This window comes from Streptomyces sp. WMMB 322 (assembly GCF_900090145.1).
Classification (GTDB): domain Bacteria; phylum Actinomycetota; class Actinomycetes; order Streptomycetales; family Streptomycetaceae; genus Streptomyces.
Genome location: NZ_FMHI01000010.1, coordinates 111,711 through 132,925, shown reverse-complemented (window position 1 = coordinate 132,925; position 21,215 = coordinate 111,711). Strand labels below are relative to the sequence as shown.

Genomic DNA, 21,215 nt, shown 5'->3' with positions numbered 1-21,215 from the left:
CGCACACGCCCGTCCGACTCTCCTCCCGACAGGCCACCGGTCCCTCCGGCGGCCGACGGAGGGAGTACGGGGATGAAGCGCCGTCTGAAGCGGGCACTGACCGCGGCCGCACTCACGGTCACCGTCGTCGCGGCCACCGCCGGTTGGGCGGCCGGATCGACGCAGAAGGCCGTCACCGGTCCGCCCCAGGGGGCGGACTCATGGCGCGCGGACGAACACACCCTCGGCCGCCCCCTCCCCGACCCGGCGGCACGGCCGGCCCGTATCGCCGCCTTCTTCGCGGGGCTGACGCCGGGGGAACGGGACGCCCTCGTCCACCGGCACCCGCTGGTGACCGGCAACCTCGACGGCGCGCCGACGGCGCTGCGATACGCGGCCAACCGCCGTGCCCTGCGCGCCGAACGCGCGCGTGAGCGTGCACGCGCCGCCGATCCCTCCCGTACGCCGCAGGACCGGCAGCTCGCGCGGGCGAAGGCCGACCGGTACGCCCGGCTCCTCGGCCGGGAGCGCCGGATCCTCGCCTTCGACCCGCGGGGCCGCGGCCAGATCGCGGAGGTGTACGGCGACCTGGAAGGAGCGGACCGCACAGCCGTCTTCGTGCCGGGATCGGACATCGACCTGGCCACGTACGACAGCAACGGCCCCAACAGATACGGGACTCCGGCGGGCATGGCCGCCTCTCTGCGCGCCCGCATGACGGCCGCGGAACCCGGCACCCGCACGGCCGTCATCGCCTGGTCCGGCTACACGACACCCGTCGGGCTGGGACCGGACGCGGCGACGGGTCGCCTCGCCGCCGCCGGCGCTCCCCGGCTGGAGCGCTTCCTTCGAGGGCTCGCCGACACGGGTGCTCCCGCACCCACGGTGCTGTGCCACAGCTACGGCTCCGTCGTGTGCGGGAGGGCCGCCGGGCACCTGACGCGGCGCGAGGCCTCCGACCTGATCGTCTTCGGCTCGCCCGGGATGCACGCCGGCTCCGTCGGGGAGCTGGGCACTCCCCTGCGGGTCTGGGCGGCCCGCGACGCCGGTGACTGGATCGGCAGGGTGCCGAACGTGGAGGTCTTCGGCCTCGGGCACGGTGCGGACCCGGCGTCGGAGAGCTTCGGCGCGCGTGTCGTCTCCTCCGCTCGGGCCGGCGGCCACACCGGCTACCTCGCCCCGGGCACCGACTCGCTGGCCAACTTCGCCGCGATCACGCTCGGTTCGTACGACGAGGTGCAGTGCTCGTCGCCGGAGCGCACACCGTCCGGATCGTGCACGAAGGGCCTCACGCCGTGATGCGCGACGGGACCACGGCGACGGTGCGGGGGCGCGTGGGGCTCCCGGGCGCCAGGGCCCATCGGGCGCCGGGCCCTCCCTGGGGCCGGGTCCTCCCGGGCGCCGGGCCGCCTCCGCACCGTCGCCGGTCGTTCGCGCCGTCGTCCCTCATTCCCGCCCGGCGGAGGTGAACGACATGTCCGGGTAGCGGTCCCCGGCGACCCGGCCCGCGATGGGCTCCAGCAACGCCAGTTCGTCCTCCGAGAGCTCGATGCGGGTGGCCGCGGCGTTCTCTTCGACCCTGCTCCGCCTGCGGGTGCCGGGGATGGGGACGACCGTCATCCCGCGCAGAGCGGCCTGCTGCTGCACCCAGGCCAGCGCGATCTGCCCCGGGGTTGCACCGCGCGACCCGGCGATCTTCCGCACGGGTTCGAGCAGCTCCGCGTTCGCGCTCGCGTTGCCGCCGGTGAAGCGGGGCTGCGTCTTGCGGAAGTCGTCGCTTGTCAGTTCCGTCTCGGCATTCACGAAGGACCCCGTGAGGAAGCCCCGCCCGAGCGGCGAGTACGGCACGAAGGCGACGTCCAGTTCACGGGCCGCCTCCACCACGCCGTCCTCGACGTCACGGCTGAAGAGCGACCACTCGGACTGCACCGCCGCGACGGGGTGCACCTCATGTGCCGTGCGCAGCTCCGCCGCCGTCACCTCGCTCAGCCCCAGGTACCTGACCTTGCCCTCCTGCACGAGCTCGGCCATGGCGCCGACGGACTCCTCCAGCGGCACACTCACATCCCGCCGGTGCATGTAGTACAGGTCGATCGTCTCGACGCCGAGCCGCCGCAGGCTGTCCTCGGCGCAGCGCCTGATGTACGGAGGGTCGTTGCGGATGATCCGCTTGGCGGGCTCGTCGGCGTCCCACGACAGCGAGTATTTCGTCGCGAGGACGACCTCGTCCCGGTGGGACCGGACGAAGGGCGCGATGAACTGCTCGTTCTCGCCTTCCTCCCGGCCGTAGACGTTGGCCGTGTCGTAGAGGGTGACACCCAGTTCGAGCGCCCGCTCCAGCGTGGCCCTCGCCTCGTCCGGGTCGTCGGTGGGTCCGTAGGCCCAGCTCATGCCCATGCAGCCGAGGCCCTGCACGCCCACTTCGGGACCGTTCGCGCCGAGCCGTGTCGTCGCGATCTTCTCGCTGTTGCCCGGATTCGAAGTCAATGCTGCCCCTCTCAGGCGGATTCCGGCGCCCGCCGGGCGTCGGAGTAGATGCCGATCTTGTAGTCGAGGACCGCGAGGGTCTCCTGAAGCTCGGCGACGCGTCGCAGTACGTCCTCACGCGTGGCCACCAGCAGGTCGTACCGCTCGGGGAAGGTGTGCTCACCGGCCCGGACGAGCTCGGCGTAGCGCACCATGTCCGCGACCGGCATGCCTGTCAGCCGCAGCTTGGCGACCAGGTCGAGCCAGCCGAGGTCCTTGTTGGTGAAGCGCCGCTGCCCCGTGTGCGACCTGTCCACGTGCGGCATCAGCCCGATCCGCTCGTACCAGCGCAGCGTGTGCGCGCTCAGCCCGCAGATCGCGGCGACCTCGCTGATCGTGTACCGGTCCTGGCCGTCGGGCCTGGGGTGGGGCAGCCTCCCACGGCCGGCGCACGCTTCCGGTTCTACTGCTTCGTCCGCTGTCTCCGTCTCCGTCACGGTCATGAGTGAACGCTACGGACTTCGAGTGCGCTCCAGGCAAGCGCAAAATCCCGGCCGGACCGCGTCACGTACGCTCGGCCCCATGAACAGCCTGCGGATGATCGACAATTGGCCCGTGCCGACCGCTGCCGCCGCCGTCGTCTCGTGGCCGCACGGCACGGACGCCGCCTCCGGCGCCGGGACGCCCACCACTGCCGCCGCTCACGGCAGCACAGGTCACCGTTTCGCGCTCGCGTCCGTCACGAAGCCCCTCGCCGCGTACGCGGTCCTCATAGCCGTCGAGGAGGGGGCCCTGGAGCTGGACGATCCCGCCGGGCCGGAAGGCTCCACGGTCCGGCACCTTCTCGCGCACACCTCGGGGCTGGCGTTCGACGAGGACAAGCCGATGGCCGCTCCGGGCACTCGCCGCATCTACTCCAACGCGGGTTTCGAGGCGCTCGGCGATCACCTCGCGAAGGTCACCGAGATCCCGTTCCCGCAGTATCTGCACGAGGCGGTCCTGGAGCCGCTGGCCATGACGGCGACGGAACTTCCCGGCTCCCCCGCCAAGGACGGCGTCTCCACCGCCGACGACCTCGCCCGCTTCGCCGCCGAACTTCTCGCGCCGCGGCTGCTCAGCCGCCGGACCCTCGACGAAGCGACGTCGGTGGCCTTCCCGGACCTCAAGGGCGTTCTCCCGGGCTACGGACAGCAGTCGCCCAACGACTGGGGGCTCGGCTTCGAGATCAGGGACTCCAAGTCCCCTCACTGGACGGGCAGTTCGTCCTCCCCGCGCACGTACGGGCACTTCGGGCAGTCGGGCACCTTCCTGTGGGTCGACCCGGAGGCGGGGGCCGCCTGCGTCGCGCTCACCGACCGCGACTTCGGCCAGTGGGCCGTCGACGCGTGGCCGCCGTTCACGGACGCGGTCCTCGCCGAGCTGCGCTCCGGTGCCGCCCGGGGCTGACCCCCCGGGTGTCCGGCACCGGGCGGGCGGCACGTACGGCAGGTGCCGGACGGCCCGCACGGCAGGGGCCGGGCGGCACGTACGGCAGGCGCCCCGGGCCGGACGGGGCCGGGCGGGGCCGTGCGGGGCCGGACGGCGCGCCGGACGGCGCCTCCCGCGCGGCGTTCAGCCGTAGCCGGGCTCCGCGTGCATCTCCCACATCAGCATCTCCACAGGCCCCCCGGCGCCGTGTGCGTCCAGGTCACGGGCGTCGGTGATACGCGCGGCGTCGCCGGCGGCCAGCCTCTGCCGTCCGGCACCGGCCGGGGACGCCCCGTCCCCGGCTGCCGCTCCCGAGCCGATCTCGGCCACGCCCCGCACCACGTGCACGTACACCCACGCCGCGTCCGGCACCGCCGTACGCTCGCCCTCAGCCAGGCGCCGCACATGCATCACGGCCTCGGTCCGCGGCACCGCGAAGGGCGTCCCGTCGGCGATGCCGTGCACCACTTCGTACTCGGGCTCTCCGCTGCCGCCCCGCCCGTCCGTGCCGCTGCCCGAGGAGCCGGGGACCAGCCACATCTGCACGAAACACAGCGGTCCCGGGCCCGCGTTGCGTTCGATGTGGCGCACGCCGCTCCCCGCGCCCATCCGCTGCACGTCGCCGGCACGGACGCGCGAGGTACGGCCCGTCGAATCGATGTGCTCCAGCTCCCCCTCGACGACCCACGTCACGATCTCGACGTCCCTGTGCGGATGTTCGGGGAACCCCGCACCCGGTGCCAGCCGCTCCTCGTTGCAGGCCACCAGCTGCCCGAACCCGACGTTGTCCGGGTCGTAGAAACCCGAGAACGAGAAGGCGTGCCGGGTGTCGATCCCCGCCGCCTCGTCACCGCCCCGATACCGGTCGGACCCCCGCCACACCTGAAGCATGCGCCCACCGTAATCCGCTCCGCGGCACCGCAGCAGAGCCCCCGGCCGTCGGCCCGCGGGCCGATGAGGCAGTCTTGGCACGTGCCCGAATCCACAGATCCTCCCGCGAACCCCCCGTCCGACGAGCGCCCGGAGCACGCCGAGCACCCGCACGGCGCGACTCTGCGGCGCCTGGAGCAGTCGTCCGGGAAGCTCGCCGCGGCCGCCATTACGCGCATGGACGAGCAGTTGCCGTGGTACCGGGCGATGCCGCCGGAGAACCGCTCCTGGATCGGACTCGTCGCGCAGGCGGGCATCGCGGCCTTCACCGAGTGGTTCCGCCACCCCGAGACGTCCCAGGCCATCAGCACGGACGTCTTCGGCACGGCGCCGCGCGAACTGACGCGGGCCATCACGCTGCGCCAGACCGTCGAACTCGTGCGCACCACGATCGAGGTCGTCGAGGCTGCGATCGACGAGGTCGCCGCTCCGGGTGACGAGTCGGTGCTGCGCGAGGCCCTCCTGGTGTACGCGCGCGAGATCGCCTTCGCCACCGCCCAGGTCTACGCACAGGCAGCCGAGGCACGCGGAGCATGGGACGCGCGGCTGGAGTCGCTCGTCGTCAACGCCGTCCTCTCCGGCGAGGCCGACGAGGGCGCCGTCTCCCGTGCGGCCGCGCTCGGCTGGAACGCGCCGGAGCACGTCGCCGTGGTGCTGGGCACGGCACCGGACGGAGACAGCGAACTGACGGTCGAGGCCATAAGGAGGGCCGCGCGGCACGCGAAACTCCAGGTGCTCACGGGCGTTCTCGGCAGCCGTCTCGTCGTCGTCGCCGGCGGCAGCGACGATCCGCTGCGCGCCGCGAAGTCCCTGATCGGGCCGTTCGCGCCGGGTCCTGTCGTGGCCGGTCCGATCGTCGGAGACCTCCTCTCGGCGACCCGCTCGGCACAGGCGGCCGCGGCCGGGCTGCGCGCCTGCGCCGCCTGGCAGGACGCGCCGCGTCCGGTACTCGCGGACGACCTGCTGCCGGAGCGCGCGATGGCCGGCGACCCCACCGCGCGGGACCTCTTGGTGGAGGAGATCTACAGACCGCTGGAGGAGGCGGGCTCCGCGCTCCTGGAGACGCTGAGCGTCTATCTGGAACAGGCGAGCAGCCTCGAGGGCGCGGCGCGGATGTTGTTCGTACACCCCAACACCGTGCGCTACCGGCTGCGACGTGTGACGGACGTCACCGGGTGGTCGCCCTCCGACGTCCGCTCGGCCTTCACGCTGCGTATCGCCCTGATCCTGGGGCGTCTCAGCGACTTCGGGAACGGTGCCTGACCGGGACCGGGCGTCTTTGTCGGGCCTCGACAAATTGCCCTCCGGTTCTTCGTACCGCTCCGTACCGGCGCGCAAGGCGCCTCACAGGGGAGAGTGAAAGAGTGCTCGTACTCGTCGCTCCCGGCCAAGGCGCCCAGAAGCCTGGCCTCTTGACTCCCTGGCTCGAACTCCCCGGCGTCGCCGACAGGCTCGCGGAGTGGTCGGCCGCCGTCGGCATGGACCTCGCCCACTACGGCTCGCAGGCCGGTGAGGAGGAGATCCGCGACACCGCCGTGGCACAGCCCCTCCTGGTCGCCGCGAGCCTCGTCTCGGCGGACGCCCTCCTGGAGGGCCGTGACGTGGCCGGGGCCGCCGGTGCCGTGGCCGGCCACAGCGTCGGTGAACTGGCAGCCGCCGCCCTGGCCGGTGTGCTCTCGCCCGCCGACGCCATGACGCTCGTGACCGCACGCGGCCGGGCCATGGCCGAGGCCGCCGCCGTCACGGACACCGGCATGTCCGCGGTGCTCGGCGGCGAACCCGAGGCGGTCGTCGCCCACTTGGACAAGCTCGGGCTCACCGCGGCGAACATCAACGGCGGCGGTCAGATCGTCGCCGCGGGCACCGCGGAGCAACTCGCGGCCCTCACCGACGACAAGCCCGAGAAGGCGCGGGTCATCCCGCTGAAGGTGGCGGGCGCCTTCCACACCCACCACATGGCACCGGCCGTCGACGTGCTGGCCGGCGCGGTCGAGGGGGCAGAGGTCGCCGACCCCGTGCTCCCCTACGTCTCGAACCTGGACGGAGCCGTCGTCGAGGACGGCCGGCAGGTCGTGCAGCGCCTGGTCGGCCAGATCTCCGCATCGGTGCGCTGGGACCTGTGCATGGAGACCTTCCGGAAGATGGGCGTCACCGCACTCATCGAGGTCTGCCCGGGCGGCACCCTCACCGGTCTGGCCAAGCGCGGTCTCCCCGGCGTACGGACCCTGGCGCTGAAAACACCTGATGATCTCGACGCGGCGCGCGAACTGATCGCCGAGCACGCGCAGACCGCCTGAGCCGCAAGGAGCTCCAGACCATGACCGCGAAGATCAATCCCACCAAGGGCTCCCCGTACTCGCGCATCCTCGGCGTGGGCGGCTACCGGCCCACCCGGATCGTGCCGAACGAGGAGATCCTCAAGCACATCGACTCGTCCGACGAGTGGATCCGCTCCCGCTCCGGCATCGCGGCCCGCCACTGGGCCGGCCCGGACGAGACGGTCGCCGAGATGACGCTGGAAGCGGCGGGCAAGGCCGTCGCCGATGCGGGCATCACGCCGGAGCAGGTGGGTGCCGTGATCATCTCGACGGTGTCGCACTTCAAGCAGACGCCGTCGATCGCCACCGAGATCGCCGACCGCATGGGCGCCGGCAAGGCGGCCGCCTTCGACATCAACGCGGGCTGCGCGGGCTTCGGTTACGGGCTCGCCCTCGCCAAGGGCATGATCGCCGACGGCAGCGCCGAATACGTGCTCGTGGTCGGCTCGGAGCGGCTCTCGGACCTGACCGACCTGACGGACCGCTCCACCGCGTTCCTCTTCGGCGACGGCGCGGGCGCCGTCATCGTGGGCCCCGCCACCGAGCCGGGAATCGGCCCGTGCATCTGGGGTTCGGAGGGCGACAAGGCGGACGTCATCAGCCAGACCGTCCCCTGGGACGCGTACCGCACGGGCGAGGTGGAGAAGTTCCCCGCCATCCGCCAGGAGGGCCAGGCCGTCTTCCGCTGGGCCGTCTACGAGATGGCGAAGGTGGCCCAGCAGGCCCTCGACGCCGCCGGGGTGGCCCCGGCGGATCTGGACGTCTTCATCCCGCACCAGGCCAACATGCGGATCATCGACTCGATGGTGAAGACCCTCAAGCTGCCGGAGCACGTCACGGTCGCCCGCGACGTGGAAACCACCGGCAACACCTCGGCCGCCTCCATCCCGCTCGCGATGGAGCGGCTGCTGGCGACCGGAGAGGCGAAGAGCGGTGACACCGCACTCGTCATCGGCTTCGGGGCAGGGCTCGTCTACGCGGCAACGGTGGTTACCCTCCCCTAGTCAAGATCCACACAGTCCGTACAGCGTCGTGCGGCAATGTGTGGCGACCTCGCAAGACAACTCGCAAGTACGCAAATACCTAAGGAGCGCCGAGATGGCCGCCACGCAGGAAGAGATCGTCGCCGGTCTCGCCGAGATCGTGAACGAGATCGCCGGTATCCCCACCGAGGACGTCCAGCTGGACAAGTCCTTCACCGACGACCTGGACGTCGACTCGCTGTCCATGGTCGAGGTCGTCGTCGCCGCCGAGGAGCGCTTCAGCGTCAAGATCCCGGACGACGACGTGAAGAACCTCAAGACCGTGGGCGACGCGACCGAGTACATCCTCAAGCACCAGAGCTGAGACGACACCCGCGCGATTCGTCGCCATCCGCCGCGTCCCCGGGCCCCGAACCGGGGCGCGGGCGAGGTGGTTCGCACGGCTCACCCTCTACCAGTGGAGAGATGAATCCAGTGAATACGACCCAACACTCCGTGGTCGTCACCGGTATCGGAGCAACCACACCGCTGGGTGGCGACAGCGCGTCGACCTGGGAGGGACTGGTCGCCGGACGTTCCGGCGTCGCCCTTCTCACCCAGGACTGGGCGGCCGAACTGCCCGTCCGCATCGCCGCCGAGATCGCGGTGGAGCCCACGGAGGTCATTCCGCGGCCCCAGGCCCGCAAGCTGGACCGCTCGGCGCAGTTCGCGCTGGTGGCGGCCCGTGAGGCGTGGGCGGACGCCGGCTTCACCGCCAGGGCCGGCGAGGAAGCCAGCATCTCGCCGGACCGGCTCGGTGCGGTCGTCGCCTCCGGGATCGGCGGTGTCACCACGCTGCTCGGCCAGTACGACAACCTGCGGGAGAAGGGCGCACGCCGCGTCTCGCCGCACACGGTGCCGATGCTGATGCCCAACAGCCCCAGCGCCAACGTCGGTCTGGAGATCAACGCGCGCGCCGGTGTGCACACCCCGGTCAGCGCCTGTGCCTCCGGGTCCGAGGCGATCGGCTACGCGGTGGAGATGATCCGTTCGGGCCGTGCCGACGTGGTCGTCGCCGGCGGCACGGAGGCCGCCATACACCCCCTCCCCATCGCCGCGTTCGGCAACATGATGGCGATGTCGAAGGACAACGACGACCCGGAGGGCGCCTCGCGCCCGTACGACGCCGACCGCAACGGCTTCGTCATGGGCGAGGGCGCGGGCGTCGTCGTGCTGGAGTCGGCCGAGCACGCGAAGAAGCGCGGTGCGCGGATCTACGCGGAGGCCGTCGGCCAGGGCATCTCGGCCGACAGCCACCACATCACGCAGCCGGAGCCCAGCGGCAACGGCATCGCGCTGGCGCTGGAGAACCTCCTCGGGCAGACCGACCTCAAGCCCGCCGAGGTCATGCACATCAACGCGCACGCGACGTCGACGCCCCTCGGCGACATCGCCGAACTGAAGGCGCTGCGCAAGGTCTTCGGCGACGACACCGACCACATGGCCATCTCCGGCACGAAGTCGATGACGGGTCATCTGCTGGGCGGTGCGGGCGGCATCGAGACCGTCGCGTCGATCCTCGCTCTGCACCACCGCACGGCCCCGCCGACGATCAACCTCAACAACCCGGACCCGGAGGCGGACGCCGACATCGTGGGCGGGGAGGCCCGCCCCCTTCCCGGTGGAACGATCGCCGCGCTGAACAACTCCTTCGGCTTCGGCGGCCACAACGTCGTGCTCGCCTTCCGTACGGTCTGATCCCGCACGCGGCACACGACGGACGGGCACACACGTGAGGGGCAGCTCCCCGTGAGCTGCCCCTCACGCCTTTCCGTGTGCTCAGGCGGCCGGCATCTCAGGCGGCCGCCGGGAGGACAGCCGCAGGGAGCCGTTCGGACACGGGGGAAGGCCAGTACCCTTGGGACGGTGAGGACTTGAGGCCTCAGACGACCTGGTGCAGCCAGCGCACGGGAGCGCCTTCGCCCGCGTAGCGGAAAGGTTCCAGCTCGTCGTCCCAGGGCTTGCCCAGCAACTTGGCGATCTCCGCCTCGAGTTCACTCTCGCCGCGCGAGGCGCGGTCCACCGCCGCACGCAGCCGGTCCTCCGGAATGAGGATGTCCCCGTGCATGCCGGTGACGGCGTGGAAGATCCCGAGCTCGGGCGTGGAGCTGTAGCGCTCACCCTCGGCGGCGGTGCAGGGCTCGGCGGTCACCTCGAAGCGCAGCAGGTGCCAACCACGAAGCGCGGAGGCGAGCTTGGACGCCGTGCCGGGGTCGCCCTGCCAGGAGAACTCCGCACGCCAGGTGCCAGGGGAGGCCGGCTGTCTGATCCAGTCGAGGTTGACGCGGGCGCCGAGGACACCGGCCACAGCCCATTCGACATGCGGGCACAGCGCGCGGGGAGCGGAGTGCACGTACAGAACTCCACGTGTCGTCACCGGAACCTCCAGTGCGGTTCGAGGGCGTCTTCGCCGGACTGCCTCGACTACTGCCGGTCACGCGCCGGAGCGGCGCCTGACATCCTGCACCACCGGGCACTTCTCCATCAGCGCCGTGGTCACGAATAGTAAACACCATTGGCGCCAATTCTCCCCGAAGGGGACATGAGGTGACTCGGTGTAATGTTCTGCTTCGCCGAACACGCCCGCCGGCCCGCCTGCCCGATGCGAAACTCGCGGGAGAGCACGGGGCCAAGCTACCGCGCACCCGTGGACGAGCGGTGACGTACCGTCGCACGGAGGGCGAGGAACGAGGGGGAAGATGCCGGAGAGACGCGGGGCCGCGGGCAGCCGCCCGGGTACCGGTGCGCGGATAGCGCGTCGTGGGCGGGCCGTCGCGCTCGCCTCGGCCGCTCTCGTACTCACCGGAGGTCTCGCCGTCGTCGCCGTATGGGGCTTCGGAAGCGGGGACACAACCGGGGAGCGCCCTCCTGGCGCGACGCGCCCCTCGCCGACGCCTCCCTGGGACCGGAGCCCGGAGTCCATCGCGGCGGTCGGCGACTCCATCACCCGTGGATTCGACGCCTGTTCACTGCTCGCCGACTGCGACCGCGTCTCCTGGGTCACCGGTACGGACGCCTCGGTGCGGAGCCTCGCCGCTCGGCTCCTGGACGACGCTCCGCAGCGGCGCAGCTGGAACTTCGCGGTCAGCGGCTCCCTCATGGCCGATCTGCCTCAGCAGATGGAGCGCGCCGCGCGGAAGCGCCCCGATCTGGTGACAGTGCTGGCGGGCGCGAACGACGCCTGCCGGCCCACCGTCGGGCAGATGACTCCCGTCGAGGACTTCCGCGCCGGCTTCCGCGCATCGCTGCGCACTCTGCGCGAATCCCGCCCGAAGTCGCACGTGTACGTCTCGAGCGTGCCGAACCTCAAGCGCCTGTGGTCCGAGGGGCGTGACGACCCCTGGGCCGAGCGCGTCTGGGGCCTGGGGATCTGCCAGTCGATGCTTCGCGACCCGCTGTCGGACGGCCCGGCCGCCCGGGAGCGGCGGCAGCAGGTGCACGAGCGGGTGCTGGCGTACAACTCCGTACTGAAGGAGGAGTGCGGGAAGATGCCGCGCTGCCGCTACGACGGGGGCGCGGTCTTCCGCTACCGCTTCACCAGGACCGAGCTGAGCCGCTGGGACTGGTTCCACCCCAGCAAGGCCGGGCAGCGCAAGCTCGCCGAACTCGCCCACCGCGGCATCACCGCGCGGCACGGCGAGCACCCCGGATAGGGGCGCGGCCCGTACGCGTCCGCCCGGACGCGGCCGCTCCCGCAAGAAGCGCCGCACCACCCATTGACGCCGCTCACAGAGCATCAATACATTCACGGACAGCATTTCGAACATGTGACGAAATCTCGAACAATGAATGTCTGTGAAGGGCCGCCTCAAGTGCGCATCACCGGAATCACCACCCATGTCGTCGGCACGCCCTGGCGCAATCTGACGTACGTGCGGGTCCATACCGACGAAGGCCTCACGGGGGTCGGGGAGACCCGGATGCTCGGCCACACCGACGCTCTCGTCGGCTATCTGCGGGAGGCAGAGGCCAACCACATCGCCGGGTCGGACCCGTTCGCCGTCGAGGACCTGGTGCGGCGGATGAAGTACGGCGACTACGGGCGGGCCGGCGAGATCGTCATGTCCGGCATCGCCTGCGTGGAGATGGCCTGCTGGGACATCAAGGGCAAGGCGCTGGGCGTACCGGTGTGGCAGCTGCTGGGCGGAAAGGTCACCGACCGGGTCAAGGCGTACGCGAACGGCTGGTACACCACCGAGCGGACCCCGGAGGCGTACCACGAGGCGGCACGGGCGGTGATCGGCAAGGGCTACCGCGCCCTGAAGATCGACCCGTTCGGGACGGGCCACTTCGAACTGGACCACGAGGCGACGCGCTACGCCGTCTCACTGATCGAGGCCGTGCGGGACGCGATCGGGCCGGAGACCGAGCTGATGCTGGAGATGCACGGACGGTTCAGCCCGTCCACGGCCGTGCGGCTGGCTCAGGAGATGGCGCCCTTCCGTCCTGCGTGGCTGGAGGAGCCGGTGCCGCCGGAGAACCTCAAGGCACTGGCCAAGGTCGCGGAGAAGGTGGACCTGCCCGTGGCGACGGGCGAACGCATCCATGACCGCATCGAGTTCAGGGAGATCTTCGAGTCGCAGGCCGCCGACGTCATCCAGCCGGACGTGGGCCACATCGGCGGAATCCTCGAGGCCCGGAAGCTCGCCGCCACCGCCGAGACGCACTACATGCTGGTGGCGCCGCACAACGTCGGCGGGCCCGTACTGACCTCCGCGTCCCTTCAGCTCGCGGGCTGCACCCCCAACTTCAAGATCCTCGAACACTTCAACGACTTCGCCGACGCCGGGATCAAGAAGGTCGTGAAGGGAGCGCCGCAGGTCGTCGACGGCTACTTCCAGCTGCCCTCCGAGCCCGGTCTCGGCGTCGAGCTGGACGTCGACGCGGCAGCCGAATTCCCCCAGCAGCAGGCCCGGTTCGACCTGTGGGCCGAGGGCTGGGAGAAGCGGGACCCGGCCGCTGCCGGAGGAGGCGAGGGAGCGTGAGCGGCGGCCCGGAGGACGCCGGCGGCACACCGTCCGTACGGTCCGTGGTCATCGACCGGCCCGGCGAGCACCGGCTGGTCACCGCAGCGCAGCCGCAGCCCGGGCGGGGCGAGGTGCGCGTCGCAGTGCATGCCGCCGGGATCTGCGCCAGCGACCGTGAGGTCTACGACGGCACGCGCGCCGAAGGCTACGTCCGCTACCCGGTGACGCCCGGTCACGAGTGGGCGGGGACCGTCGACGCCGTCGGTGAGGGAGCGTCCCCGGACCTGCTGGGACGCAAGGTCGTCGCCGAGGGCTTCCGTGCCTGTCTGCGCTGCGAGCGCTGCCGGGAGGGGGCGACCAGCCTGTGCATGAGCGGATACGAGGAGACGGGCTTCACCGAGCCCGGCGCCTTCGCCGATTCGCTCGTGCTGCCCGAGCGGCTGCTGCACGTCCTGCCCGACGACGCCGATCTGCGGGCCGCGGCGCTGCTGGAGCCCGCGGCTGTCGTCGCGGCGGCGGTGCTGGCAGCCCGGCCCCGGGCGGGCGAGCACGTGGCCGTGCTCGGGGCGGGCACGCTCGGGCTGCTCGCGGTGCAGCTGCTCGCGGCGCACTCCCCCGCCGAGCTGCTGGCCGTCGATCCCCGCGCGCGGCGTGCTGAGCAGGCCCTGACGATGGGCGCGACGCACGCCCGTACGCCCGCGGAACCGGGCGGAACCGGCACCGGCACCGGCACCGGGTCCGAAACCGGGTCCGAAGGCTTCGACCTGGTCGTGGAGACGGCCGGCGCGGCCGGAACGGCCCACGACGCCTGCAAGCTGGCCCGGCGCGGCGGGCGGGTCGTGCTCACCGGCATGTTCGAGCCGGGTGCCCAGGGCATCGACCCGGTGCATCTCTCCGTCAGCCAGCTGACGGTCCGGTCGGTCTTCGGCGCGCCGTCCGCTGCGTGGGCGTACGCCGTACGGGCCTTCGGTACCGGCCTGCTCGATCCCGCACCCCTCATCACGCACGAACTGCCGCTGACCGGATTCGGCGAGGCGATCGGCCTCGTCGGCAGCGGCGATCCGGCCGTCGGAAAAGTGCTGCTGAGGCCCTGAGCGCGCCGCCCCGACCTCACGGCAGGGGCCGTCGCACCCGCCTCGTCCCCGCCGCACAACCGCATACGGATGCGCAGTCCACACGTACTTGCCCGACCCCCGACCCCCGACCCCGAACGTCAGGAGCACCGTGCCCACCCGAGCCACCGGAACCCGCCGTCCCGGCGCCGACGCCCTGGACATCCTGGGCATGGGCGCCCCCGAACCCGATCCGGCCGACGCCTCGCCGCACACCTTCCCCGACGGCGGCACCTGGCGGACCGAAGTCCCCTCCTGCGAGGGGCCGGAGGCGCTTGCCGCCGTGCTGGAGGAGGCTTCCTCCCTCGACGTGCCCGTGCACCGCATCAGTCAGGGCAGCGGCGTATGGATGCTGACCGACGCGGAAATCACGGAGATGGTGGACGCGTGCGCCGAACGGAACGTCGAGCTGTGCCTCTTCACCGGCCCGCGCGGCACGTGGGACGTCGGAGCCTCGACCCGCACGGACTCCGGCGGCGCGGGTCTGCGCGCCCGCGGCCACGACGCCGTGGCCGGCTGCGTCGAGGACGCGCTGCGGGCGAGCGAACTGGGCGTGCGCTGCCTGCTGGTGGCCGACGAGGGCGTGCTGTGGACGCTCCACCGGCTGCGTGCCCGCGGTGAACTTCCCGCCGACACCACGCTCAAGGTCTCGGCGCTCATCGGTCCGGTCAACCCGGCCGCGTACAGCGTGCACGAGCGTCTCGGGGCGGACTCGCTCAACATCCCGTCCGATCTGACGCTCGCGCACATCACCGAGATACGCCGCGTCAGCGCGGCCCCGATGGACTTCTATCTGGAGGCGCCCGACGACCTCGGCGGCTACGTACGGATGTACGACGCGGCCGAGCTGATCCGGCGCGGCGCACCCATCTACCTCAAGTTCGGCCTCAGCAAGGCGCCGGGCATCTACCCCTACGGTGCGCACCTGCGCGAACTGACGCTCCGGGGCGCGCGCGAGCGGGTACGCCGGGGCCGGCTCGCCCTGGATCTGCTCGCCCGGCTCGGCGCCGACTCCGGAATGTCACCGCCGGGCTCACGACTGCCCGGCACACTCCAGCGTTTCCCCCTCCCCGAGAGGAACTGACACATGGGTATCCGCACGCCCGCTCCGAGTCCCGTACCACGACGGCGCCGGCGAACCGCGCCCGTGGCCGCTCTGGCGGCCGCCGCGCTGCTCACCGCCTCGCTGGCCGCCTGCGGCCAGGAGGCGAAGGGCGGCAGCCGCTACAAGCCGGACAAGGGCAAGGGAGGCACGGTCGGTCTGGCCATGCCGACCAAGTCCTCGGAACGGTGGATAGCCGACGGCAGGAACATGGCCAAGCAGTTCAAGGCCGCCGGCTACAAGGCCGACCTCCAGTTCGGCGACGACAAGGTGGAGAACCAGGTCGCCCAGATCGAGAACATGATCGCCAAGGGGCACCGGCTGCTCGTCGTCGCGGCCATCGACGGTTCGGCCCTCACGGACGTGCTGCGCCGGGCCAAGGAGGCCGGCGTCCCCGTGATCTCCTACGACCGGCTCATCCTGGGAACGCCGAACGTCGACTACTACGCGTCCTTCGACAACGAGCGGGTCGGCGAACTCCAGGGCGGCTACATCGTCGACAAGCTGAAGCTGGACGAGAAGAAGGACGAGGAGTTCAACGTCGAGCTCTTCGCGGGCTCCCCGGACGACAACAACACCAAGTTCTTCTGGGACGGCGCGATGAAGGTGCTGCGTCCCTACATCGAGAAGGGCCAACTGCACGTCCGCAGCAAGCAGACGAAGATGAACCAGGCCACGACGCTGCGCTGGGACGGCGGCACCGCGCAGAAGCGGATGGACGACCTGCTGTCGAAGAACTACGGCTCGGAGGAGATCGACGCGGTCCTCTCCCCCTACGACGGCATCTCGATCGGCATCCTCTCCGCCCTCAAGAGCGCCGGCTACGGCGGCAAGGACAAGCCCTTCCCCGTGGTGACCGGGCAGGACGCCGAGCTGGCATCCGTGAAGTCGATCATCCGCGGGCAGCAGACGCAGACGGTCTACAAGGACACCCGCAAACTCGCCAAGCAGGCCGTGCAGATGGGCGACGCCGTGCTGACCGGCAAGAAGCCCGAGGTCAACGACACCAAGACCTACGACAACGGCAAGAAGGTCGTGCCGTCCTACCTGCTGAAGCCCGTGAGCATCGACAAGGACAACACCCAGCGCCTCGTCGACGAGGGCTACTACAAGGCGGGGCAGCTCAAGTGACGGCCCCGGCAGAGCAGTCGGCGCCGGCGGGGACCGGCGGCAACATCCTTCAGATGCGCGGCATCACCAAGACCTTCCCCGGGGTCAAGGCGCTGTCCGACGTCAATCTGACGGTGCGGGCCGGCGAGATCCACGCCGTCTGCGGCGAGAACGGCGCGGGCAAGTCGACGCTGGTGAAGGTGCTCAGCGGCGTGCACCCGCACGGGAGTTACGACGGCGAGATCCTCTTCGAGGACGAGCCCTGCGCGTTCAAGGACATCCGGGCGAGCGAGCAGCGCGGCATCGTCATCATCCACCAGGAACTCGCCCTGGTGCCCTTCCTCTCCCTCGCCGAGAACATCTTCCTCGGCAACGAGCACGCCACCCGCGGGGTCATCAGCTGGGGCGAGACCATGCGGCGTGCCGACAAGCTGCTCAAGCGGGTCGGTCTGCCGGACAAGCCGCAGACGCGCATCGCCGACATCGGTGTCGGCAAACAGCAGCTGGTGGAGATCGCCAAGGCGCTCTCCAAGGAGGTGAAGCTGCTCATCCTCGACGAGCCGACCGCCGCGCTCAACGACGAGGACAGCCGTAAACTCCTCGAACTCATACGGGAGTTGCGCGGGCAGGGCATCGCCTGCATCGTCATCTCCCACAAGCTGAACGAGATCCGGCAGATCGCCGACTCCGTCACCATCCTGCGCGACGGCCGCACCATCGAGACGCTCACGGTGCGCGAACACCCCGGCGACGAGCCGGAGATCTCCGAGGACCGCATCATCCGCGGCATGGTCGGCCGCGACCTGGACCAGCGCTTCCCGCCGCGCACCCCGTACACGGGTAAGGACGCGGGGCAGGTCGCCCTGGCGGTCTCCGGGTGGACGGTCCGGCATCCGATCGACCATCAGCGCAAGGTCGTCGACGACGTCTCCCTTCAGGTGCGGCGCGGCGAGATCCTCGGCATCGCCGGGCTGATGGGCGCGGGCCGCACGGAGCTGGCGATGAGCATCTTCGGCCGCTCCTACGGCCAGTACGCGGGCGGCACGGTGTCCGTAGCGGGGCGCGAGGTCCTCACCCGCACCGTTCCGGAGGCGATCTCGCACGGCATCGCGTACGTGACGGAGGACCGCAAGACCTACGGGCTCAACCTCATCGACGACATCAACCGGAACATCTCGCTCGCCTCGCTCGACGGGCTCTCCCGGCGGGGCGTCGTCGACGAGCACGAGGAGCGGCGCGTCGCGGAGCGCTACCGGAAGTCGATGAACATCAAGGCGCCGACGGTCCATGAGCAGGTGCAGCGGCTCAGCGGCGGCAATCAGCAGAAGGTCGTCCTGAGCAAGTGGATCCACTCCGAACCGGACGTGCTCGTCCTCGACGAGCCGACGCGCGGCATCGACGTCGGTGCCAAGTACGAGATCTACGCGGTCATCGACAGGCTCGCCGCCGAGGGCAAGGCGGTCGTCTTCATCTCCTCCGAACTGCCCGAACTGCTGGGCATGTGCGACCGGATCTGCACGATGTCGGCGGGACGGCTGACCGGCGAGGTCACGCGTGAGGAAGCGACACAGGAAGTCCTGATGCGGCACATGACCGAGTCCCTGGACACCGGCACCACCACCAGCACACCCACGAGCACCACCACCCCTGCCGACGGCACGAGTGACAAGAGCTGAGGGCCGACCCATGACGACACCGACAGACACACAAGCCCACCCGGACGGAAGTCCGCAGCCACCGGGCGGCTCCGGTTCCGGCGGGGCGTCCGCCGGAGCGCTCCTCCTGGGCGCCGTCCGCAACAACATGCGCCAGTACGGCATGCTCTTCGCGCTGGCGCTCATCGTCGTGCTGTTCCAGATATGGACCGACGGTTCGCTGCTGCTGCCGAACAACGTCTCCAACATCGTCCAGCAGAACAGCTACATCCTGATCCTGGCCATGGGCATGATGATCGTGATCATCGCCGGCCACATCGACCTGTCCGTCGGCTCGCTCGCCGCCTTCGTCGGGGCCGCCGCCGCGGTGATGATGGTCAAGCACGACATGCCGTGGGTACTGGCCCTGGTCCTGTCGCTGCTGATCGGCGCCGCCGCGGGTGCCTGGCAGGGCTTCTGGATCGCCTACGTCGGCATCCCGTCCTTCATCGTGACGCTGGCCGGGATGCTGCTCTTCCGCGGCGGCACGCAGATCCTGCTGGAAGGCCAGTCGATCGCTCCCTTCCCGAGGGGCTTCCAGGAGATCGCGCAGGGCTTCATCCCTGAGATGGGCCCCTACACCCAGTACCACAACCCCACTCTGCTCATCGGCCTCGCCGTCATCGCCTTCGTCCTCGTGCAGGAATGGCGGGACAGGCGGCGGCAGTTGGCGTACGAGCTGGAGGTGCTGCCGTTCAACCTGTGGGTGCTGAAGTGCACGGCCATCGTGGCGGCGGTGGTGGCCTTCACGCTGACCCTGGCCAGCTACCACGGTGTGCCGGTGGTGCTGCTCATCATGTGCGTGCTGCTCATCGGGCTGGGCTTCGTGATGCGCAACGCGGTCGTCGGCCGTCACGTCTACGCGCTGGGCGGCAACAAGGCGGCGGCGAAGCTCTCGGGCGTGAAGGACAAGCGGGTCACGTTCCTGGTGTTCGTGAACATGGGCGTGCTCGCCGCGCTCGCCGGGTGTGTGTACGCGGCGCGCCTCAACGCGGGCACGCCGCAGGCCGGCATCAACTTCGAACTGGAGGCCATCGCGGCGGCGTTCATCGGCGGCGCCTCGATGAGCGGCGGCGTGGGCACCGTGCTGGGTGCGGTGATCGGCGGTCTGGTGCTCGGCGTCCTCAACAACGGCATGTCGCTGGTCGGGATCGGCACCGACTATCAGCAGGTCATCAAGGGCCTGGTGCTGCTGGCGGCCGTCGGCTTCGACGTGTGGAACAAGCGCCGGGTCGGCTCGTAGGGCCCGTCACACCGTCCGGGCGAGGGTGAGGGCCGCACGGCTGTGCCGCTGCCGTGCGGCCCTCCGGCGCGATCGCGCACGACACCCTGAACGGGCGTGCTGCGCAGCGCACTTGACGTGCTCCGCCGCCCGTCGGGCGGCGGCGGTACCGAACGTGTCAGGCGACGCCGAGGCTGACCTCGATGTTGCCGCGGGTGGCGTTGGAGTACGGGCAGACCTGGTGCGCCTTCTCCACCAGGTCCTTCGCGGTGGCCTCGTCGACGTTCGGTATGTGCGCCTCGAGCGCGACCTTGATCCCGAAGCCGCCCTCGGGCAGGCTGCCGAGGCCCACCCTGGCCGTCACCGTCGACCCGGAGATGTCCGCCTTCTCCTGGCGGGCCACGACGCCGAGCGCGCCCTGGAAGCAGGCGCTGTAACCGGCGGCGAACAGCTGCTCGGGGTTGGTCCCCTCACCGCTGCCGCCCAGCTCCTTGGGCGGGTTGACCACGACGTCGAGCTTGCCGTCGTCACTGGCGACGCGGCCGTCACGGCCGTTCTGTGCCGTGGCCACGGCGGTGTACTTGACGTCGATGGGCTGGATGGACATGGATCGATCCTCCTGTTCGGTGGCGGGGCCGGAGGTCTCGCGCCCGGGACCGTCCGGCCGTTCCCTGCCCGGCCACCGCCTCGGCGGCGGCCCGGCGCAGGTGCGTGCAACCCAGGTTGCCGGGGCTGTCCCGCAACTCCGGGTGTTTCGCGGGTCGTTGGTGAGTCTGTCAGTCGGCGAGGGTGACGATCATCTTGCCGGTGTTCTCGCCCTTGAGCAGGCCGAGGAAGGCGTCGACGGCGTTCTCCACGCCCTCGACGACGGTCTCGCGGTACTTCAGCTCACCGGAGCGGATCCAGCCCGAGACCTCCTCGAAGAACTGGGGCATCAGGTCCTGGTGGTCCATCACGAGCATCCCCTGCAGGCGCAGCCGCTTGCCGATCACCATGGCGAGGTTCCGCGGCGCGGCGGGGGGTTCGGTGGCGTTGTACTGCGCGATCATGCCGCAGATCGTGGCGCGGCCGTGCACGTTGAGCGAGCTGATGGCCGCCTCCAGGTGCTCACCGCCGACGTTGTCGAAGTAGACGTCGATGCCGGAGGGGGCGGCCTCCTTCAACTGGGCCGCCACCGGGCCGGACTTGTAATTGAACGCCGCGTCGAATCCGTACTCCTCCGTGAGCAGACGGACCTTCTCGTCCGACCCGGCGCTGCCGATCACCCGGGAGGCGCCCTTGAGCTTCGCGATCTGCCCGACCTGGCTGCCGACCGCCCCGGCGGCGCCCGAGACGAAGACCGCGTCGCCCTTCTTCAGCGACGCCACCTCCAGCAGGCCCGCGTACGCCGTGAGGCCGGGCATGCCCAGCACGCCCAAGTAGGTGGTGAGCGGGGCGAGTTCGGGCGAGACCTTGGTGGCGTACCTGGCCCGCAGCGTGGCGTGCTCCCGCCAGCCGAGGTCGTGCAGCACATGGTCCCCGGGGGCGAATCCCTCGGCCTGCGACGCGGTGACGATGCCGATCGCACCGCCCGTCATCGGCTCGTCGAGCTTGAAGGGCGGGACGTAGGACTTCACGTCGTTCATGCGTCCGCGCATGTACGGGTCGACGGAGAGGTGGATGTTGCGGACCAGGATCTCTCCCTCACCGGGCTCCCTGACGGGGCCTTCACGCAGCGCGAAGTCACCGGGAGCAGGCCAGCCCCGGGGCCGGGAGATCAGGTGCCATTCGCGGCCGGTCGCGGGGAGGGATTCGGGCGAGCTCATGTGGGGGCCTCTCGACGAATA

General features: G+C 70.8%; 20 protein-coding genes. 14 read left to right on the top strand and 6 right to left on the bottom strand.

Translation table 11 applies throughout. The features are described from left to right. The first annotated feature begins 72 nt into the window (after positions 1–72). Positions 73–1,278: an alpha/beta hydrolase gene (locus H180DRAFT_RS17415; RefSeq protein WP_055486999.1), complete on the top strand. Its 1,206-nt coding sequence runs from the start codon at positions 73–75 to the stop codon at positions 1,276–1,278. Positions 1,279–1,425: 147 nt separating this feature from the next. Here the strand turns inward: H180DRAFT_RS17415 and H180DRAFT_RS17410 are convergent, their stop codons facing one another. Next, positions 1,426–2,466, bottom strand: a complete 1,041-nt coding sequence (locus H180DRAFT_RS17410) for an aldo/keto reductase (protein WP_055486998.1) — start codon at positions 2,464–2,466, stop codon at positions 1,426–1,428. Between the two features lie 11 nt (positions 2,467–2,477). Continuing rightward, positions 2,478–2,948: a MerR family transcriptional regulator gene (locus tag H180DRAFT_RS17405; protein ID WP_055486997.1), complete on the bottom strand. Its 471-nt coding sequence runs from the start codon at positions 2,946–2,948 to the stop codon at positions 2,478–2,480. Between the two features lie 79 nt (positions 2,949–3,027). Between H180DRAFT_RS17405 and H180DRAFT_RS17400 the strand changes: the two genes are divergently transcribed. Then, positions 3,028–3,891, top strand: a complete 864-nt coding sequence (locus tag H180DRAFT_RS17400; RefSeq protein ID WP_055486996.1) for a serine hydrolase domain-containing protein — start codon at positions 3,028–3,030, stop codon at positions 3,889–3,891. A gap of 165 nt (positions 3,892–4,056) precedes the next feature. Here H180DRAFT_RS17400 and H180DRAFT_RS17395 read toward each other — a convergent pair whose 3' ends face one another. Then, positions 4,057–4,803 carry a pirin family protein gene (locus tag H180DRAFT_RS17395; protein ID WP_055486995.1) on the bottom strand — a complete coding sequence of 249 codons (747 nt, stop codon included), beginning with the start codon at positions 4,801–4,803 and terminating at the stop codon, positions 4,057–4,059. Between the two features lie 162 nt (positions 4,804–4,965). On the opposite strand from H180DRAFT_RS17395, the gene H180DRAFT_RS17390 reads away from it, so the two are divergent. The 5 genes from H180DRAFT_RS17390 (at position 4,966) to fabF (ending at position 9,880) form a co-directional block, all read left to right on the top strand. Beyond that, positions 4,966–6,105, top strand: coding sequence for a PucR family transcriptional regulator (locus H180DRAFT_RS17390; protein ID WP_175437793.1), 1,140 nt, complete (start codon positions 4,966–4,968; stop codon positions 6,103–6,105). A 101-nt stretch (positions 6,106–6,206) separates the two neighbouring features. Beyond that, positions 6,207–7,139, top strand: a complete 933-nt coding sequence (locus H180DRAFT_RS17385; protein WP_055486993.1) for an ACP S-malonyltransferase — start codon at positions 6,207–6,209, stop codon at positions 7,137–7,139. Positions 7,140–7,159: 20 nt separating this feature from the next. After that, positions 7,160–8,164, top strand: coding sequence for a ketoacyl-ACP synthase III (locus tag H180DRAFT_RS17380; RefSeq protein WP_055486992.1), 1,005 nt, complete (start codon positions 7,160–7,162; stop codon positions 8,162–8,164). 94 nt (positions 8,165–8,258) lie between these two features. Beyond that, positions 8,259–8,507 (top strand): acyl carrier protein, encoded by a 249-nt coding sequence (locus tag H180DRAFT_RS17375; protein ID WP_055486991.1) that lies wholly within the window; start codon positions 8,259–8,261, stop codon positions 8,505–8,507. A gap of 110 nt (positions 8,508–8,617) precedes the next feature. Continuing rightward, on the top strand, positions 8,618–9,880 hold the full coding sequence (gene fabF, locus H180DRAFT_RS17370; protein ID WP_175437790.1) for a beta-ketoacyl-ACP synthase II: 1,263 nt from the start codon (positions 8,618–8,620) through the stop codon (positions 9,878–9,880). A 184-nt stretch (positions 9,881–10,064) separates the two neighbouring features. Here fabF and H180DRAFT_RS17365 read toward each other — a convergent pair whose 3' ends face one another. Beyond that, complete coding sequence (locus tag H180DRAFT_RS17365; RefSeq protein WP_055486989.1) at positions 10,065–10,559, bottom strand: DUF3145 domain-containing protein; 495 nt, start codon at positions 10,557–10,559, stop codon at positions 10,065–10,067. Positions 10,560–10,881: 322 nt separating this feature from the next. Between H180DRAFT_RS17365 and H180DRAFT_RS17360 the strand changes: the two genes are divergently transcribed. The 7 genes from H180DRAFT_RS17360 (at position 10,882) to mmsB (ending at position 19,410) form a co-directional block, all read left to right on the top strand. Continuing rightward, positions 10,882–11,835, top strand: coding sequence for an SGNH/GDSL hydrolase family protein (locus H180DRAFT_RS17360; protein ID WP_055486988.1), 954 nt, complete (start codon positions 10,882–10,884; stop codon positions 11,833–11,835). Between the two features lie 159 nt (positions 11,836–11,994). Beyond that, complete coding sequence (locus tag H180DRAFT_RS17355) at positions 11,995–13,167, top strand: mandelate racemase/muconate lactonizing enzyme family protein (protein ID WP_055486987.1); 1,173 nt, start codon at positions 11,995–11,997, stop codon at positions 13,165–13,167. After that, on the top strand, positions 13,164–14,243 hold the full coding sequence (locus H180DRAFT_RS17350) for a zinc-dependent alcohol dehydrogenase (RefSeq protein ID WP_055486986.1): 1,080 nt from the start codon (positions 13,164–13,166) through the stop codon (positions 14,241–14,243). The genes H180DRAFT_RS17355 and H180DRAFT_RS17350 overlap by 4 nt, the downstream gene beginning before the upstream one ends. Before the next feature lie 190 nt (positions 14,244–14,433). Continuing rightward, the gene (locus tag H180DRAFT_RS17345) at positions 14,434–15,345 is read left to right on the top strand and encodes a hypothetical protein (RefSeq protein WP_254666062.1); all 912 of its coding nucleotides are present in this window, start codon (positions 14,434–14,436) and stop codon (positions 15,343–15,345) included. 3 nt (positions 15,346–15,348) lie between these two features. Next, positions 15,349–16,494, top strand: coding sequence for a multiple monosaccharide ABC transporter substrate-binding protein (gene chvE, locus H180DRAFT_RS17340; protein WP_055486984.1), 1,146 nt, complete (start codon positions 15,349–15,351; stop codon positions 16,492–16,494). A gap of 53 nt (positions 16,495–16,547) precedes the next feature. Next, the gene (mmsA, locus tag H180DRAFT_RS17335; RefSeq protein WP_079100196.1) at positions 16,548–18,149 is read left to right on the top strand and encodes a multiple monosaccharide ABC transporter ATP-binding protein; all 1,602 of its coding nucleotides are present in this window, start codon (positions 16,548–16,550) and stop codon (positions 18,147–18,149) included. A 10-nt stretch (positions 18,150–18,159) separates the two neighbouring features. Beyond that, complete coding sequence (mmsB, locus tag H180DRAFT_RS17330) at positions 18,160–19,410, top strand: multiple monosaccharide ABC transporter permease (protein ID WP_055486983.1); 1,251 nt, start codon at positions 18,160–18,162, stop codon at positions 19,408–19,410. A gap of 157 nt (positions 19,411–19,567) precedes the next feature. Here the strand turns inward: mmsB and H180DRAFT_RS17325 are convergent, their stop codons facing one another. Together H180DRAFT_RS17325 and H180DRAFT_RS17320 are read right to left on the bottom strand one after the other, a co-directional pair. Next, positions 19,568–19,996 (bottom strand): organic hydroperoxide resistance protein, encoded by a 429-nt coding sequence (locus H180DRAFT_RS17325; RefSeq protein WP_055486982.1) that lies wholly within the window; start codon positions 19,994–19,996, stop codon positions 19,568–19,570. A gap of 169 nt (positions 19,997–20,165) precedes the next feature. After that, positions 20,166–21,194 (bottom strand): NADP-dependent oxidoreductase, encoded by a 1,029-nt coding sequence (locus H180DRAFT_RS17320; RefSeq protein ID WP_055486981.1) that lies wholly within the window; start codon positions 21,192–21,194, stop codon positions 20,166–20,168. Positions 21,195–21,215: the final 21 nt, after the last annotated feature.